The sequence below is a fragment of the Schwartzia sp. (in: firmicutes) genome (genome assembly GCF_978017985.1).
This window is the reverse complement of record NZ_CDXDFU010000174.1, coordinates 1-2806: the sequence shown is the minus strand read 5'-3', so window position 1 is coordinate 2806 and position 2806 is coordinate 1. Positions and strand designations below refer to the sequence as shown.

Genomic DNA, 2806 nt, shown 5'->3' with positions numbered 1-2806 from the left:
GACAAGAACCCGTCCGTTATAATATTTTTTGTCAGTTGACGTGCTGACCATGCTGATGTAGCTCAGTTGGTAGAGCAGCTCATTCGTAATGAGCAGGTCATAGGTTCAAGTCCTACCATCAGCTCCATTGAAATCAAGGCTTCCGAGAAATCGGAAGCCTTTTTTGTGTGCTGTTGTCCAATTATTGCCTGTTAAGAAATAAAGCGCCTTCCGGGTAAAATCGGAAGGCGCCTGCTGTTTTTGAATTACTTGAAGTCTTTGTACTTTTCTCCGTAGCCGTATTTTTCGATTACGTAGTCCAGGTCTTTGTCTCCGCGTCCGCTTAAGTTTACGAGGATGGAGCCTGTGCCCATTTCCTTTGCGCGGCGCATAGCATACGCTACTGCGTGGGAGCTTTCAAGTGCAGGAATGATACCTTCATAGCGTGAAAGCTTGAAGAATGCATCGACAGCTTCTTCGTCGCTTGCAATATCGTATTTTACGCGACCGCAGTCACGAAGGAAGGCGTGCTCAGGTCCGACGGACGGATAATCGAGGCCGCTTGCGATAGAGTAAACAGGTGCAGGCTCGCCTTTTTCGTCCTTGAGCATGATGCTGTTGAAGCCGTGCATGACACCCTCGGAACCGTAGCTCATGGATGCGGCATGGTCGCCCATTTTTTCGCTGCGTCCAATCGGCTCTACACCGACGATTTCTACAGGGTCATTGAGGAATGCTTCGAACATTCCGATGGAGTTGGAGCCACCGCCTACGCAAGCGGTAACAACATCGGGGAGGAAGCCCATCATTTCCTGGAACTGGTCGCGGGCTTCATAGCCGACAACCATCTGGAAATCGCGTACCATCATTGGAAACGGATGAGGACCTACAGCAGAACCGATACAGTAGATGGTTTCCTTGTAGTTCTCAAGATAATCCTCAAATGCAGCGTCAACGGCTTCCTTGAGAGTTTTCAGACCGTGGGTGACCGGAACGACGTTTGCGCCGAGAACCTTCATACGGGCAACATTAGGAGCCTGCTTTGCGATATCTACCTCACCCATGTAAATGGTACATTCGAGTCCGAAATATGCTGCAGCCGTAGCAAGTGCTACACCATGCTGTCCGGCACCGGTCTCTGCAATGATGCGCTTTTTGCCCATGAACTTGGCCAAAAGACCTTCGCCCATGCAGTGATTGAGTTTATGCGCGCCTGTGTGGTTCAAATCCTCGCGCTTGAGGTAAATCTGGCAGTGACCTATTTTACGGGACAGACGCTCGCAGTGGTACACCGGAGTAGGGCGTCCCTGAAATTCCTTGCGGATACGGCGGAGCTCCTGCACAAACTGCGAGGAATGGCAGATGGTCAGATAATCATCAGTAATCTGCTTGAACGCGGGAACAAGCTTTTCCGGGAGATATGCACCTCCGAATTTGCCAAAACGGCCCTCGGCATCCGGATATTCTTTTAAGTATCTTGAAAAGTCCATGAAGGTTCCTCCTAGGTGAGTAGATTTTTGACTGACGTCAGTTTACATTGTAACATTTATGGCGGAAAAGAAAAATCCTTCTTTGTCAGAAAAATTTTACAAGGACGTTAATTTAGGAGTTTCAATGGTGGCAAAGCCTGCAAAAAACGGTAAAAGTAAAAAAATCACATTTTTTTTGAGAAAACACAATATTTTTTCAAAAAAAAGAAGGAGAATTCAGATTAATAGCGAATATTACACTCGTAGATGTCAAATTTCTACCTACAAAGACAGAGGAGGATGTATCACTATGTCAAAGAAAAACAAGAAAAAAGCATCAAAACAGGCAGTCGTAGCAAAAGCTGCTCCGAAGGCAGCAGCAAAAGCCGGCGATAAGAAAGTCGTCAATAAGGGCATGCTCGTTGATGCAGTAGCTGAGAAGCTCGAAGGCGCTATCTCCAAAAAAGATACGAAAGCCGTTCTGGATGCTGTTCTTGCAACTGTTGTGGCAAAAGTCGCTAAAGGCGGAGAAGTTCGTCTTGTTGGCTTCGGCACATTCAAGCAGACACATCGTGCTGCACGCACGGGCCGCAATCCGCAGACGGGTGCACCTATCCAGATCAAAGCATCGGACGCTTTCACGTTCCGTTCCAGCATCAAATTCTAATTTGATTTTTTTCGGGAAACCGAAGAAACGTATACAAAAAGAAATGCCAGTCGGATATAATTTCCGACCGGCATTTTTTTATTGCGGTTACTTTGAGCTGAGTGCCTTTTTGAGAGTTTCCATATTCAGACGCATTGTCTTTATGTATGCATCCGCTGCCTGTTCGTTGGCTTCGCCTGTTACTACAGGGTCAAGAGAGTAGAGCTCTGCTCCGGTCTCACGGGCAATCGTTTTTGCCGCATTTGGAGCATACTGCGGTTCTGCAAAAAGTGCTTTTGCGGAGAGCCCTTTTACCTGCTCAATGGTTTGTTTCAGTTCATCAGGGGTTGGCTCCGTGCCGGGTTCGCGCTCTACGACACCGATGATTTTAAGACCGAACTCTTTTGCAAAGTAAGGGAAGGCCTCGTGGAATGTGACGATATCCTTGTTCGGTACAGAGTCAAGCGCATCATGCATTTCTTTCTTGAGGGCTTCGAGTTTCTTTATGTACTCGTCAGCGTTTTTCTGATATGCCTCGGCGTGCTTTGGATCAGCGGCTTTCAGCTGAGTGGTGATGTTCTTTACCTGTTCGATATTTGAAGTGACGCTGAGCCAGACGTGAGGATTTGGTTCTCCGTTTTCTTCAATAAAGTCGATGTGTTCTTTTGATGCTTCGATGAGTTTTAGATTTTTTTGGGCCTTTACGACTTTG

3 protein-coding genes and 1 tRNA gene are annotated in these 2806 nt (G+C 47.1%); 2 read left to right on the top strand and 2 right to left on the bottom strand.

Features of this window, described 5'->3' with window-relative positions; all coding sequences use genetic code 11:
• Positions 1-51 precede the first annotated feature (51 nt).
• Positions 52-127: transfer RNA gene (locus ACY69O_RS07655), tRNA-Thr, on the top strand.
• A 118-nt stretch (positions 128-245) separates the two neighbouring features.
• On the opposite strand, the gene trpB is transcribed toward ACY69O_RS07655, so the two are convergent.
• Entirely contained in the window at positions 246-1469 is a 1224-nt protein-coding gene (gene trpB, locus ACY69O_RS07650; RefSeq protein WP_462332877.1) for a tryptophan synthase subunit beta, read from the bottom strand.
• Positions 1470-1758: 289 nt separating this feature from the next.
• On the opposite strand from trpB, the gene ACY69O_RS07645 reads away from it, so the two are divergent.
• On the top strand, positions 1759-2115 hold the full coding sequence (locus tag ACY69O_RS07645) for an HU family DNA-binding protein (RefSeq protein WP_462332876.1): 357 nt from the start codon (positions 1759-1761) through the stop codon (positions 2113-2115).
• Between the two features lie 87 nt (positions 2116-2202).
• On the opposite strand, the gene ACY69O_RS07640 is transcribed toward ACY69O_RS07645, so the two are convergent.
• On the bottom strand, positions 2203-2806 hold a 604-nt coding region (locus ACY69O_RS07640; RefSeq protein WP_462332875.1), incomplete at its 5' end, for a metal ABC transporter substrate-binding protein.

Bases quoted from the DNA above. Each gene is read 5' to 3' on its own strand.
- trpB (WP_462332877.1), bottom strand. From the start codon at position 1,469: ATGGACTTTTCAAGATACTTAAAAGAATATCCGGATGCCGAGGGCCGT.
- ACY69O_RS07645 (WP_462332876.1), top strand. From the start codon at position 1,759: ATGTCAAAGAAAAACAAGAAAAAAGCATCAAAACAGGCAGTCGTAGCA.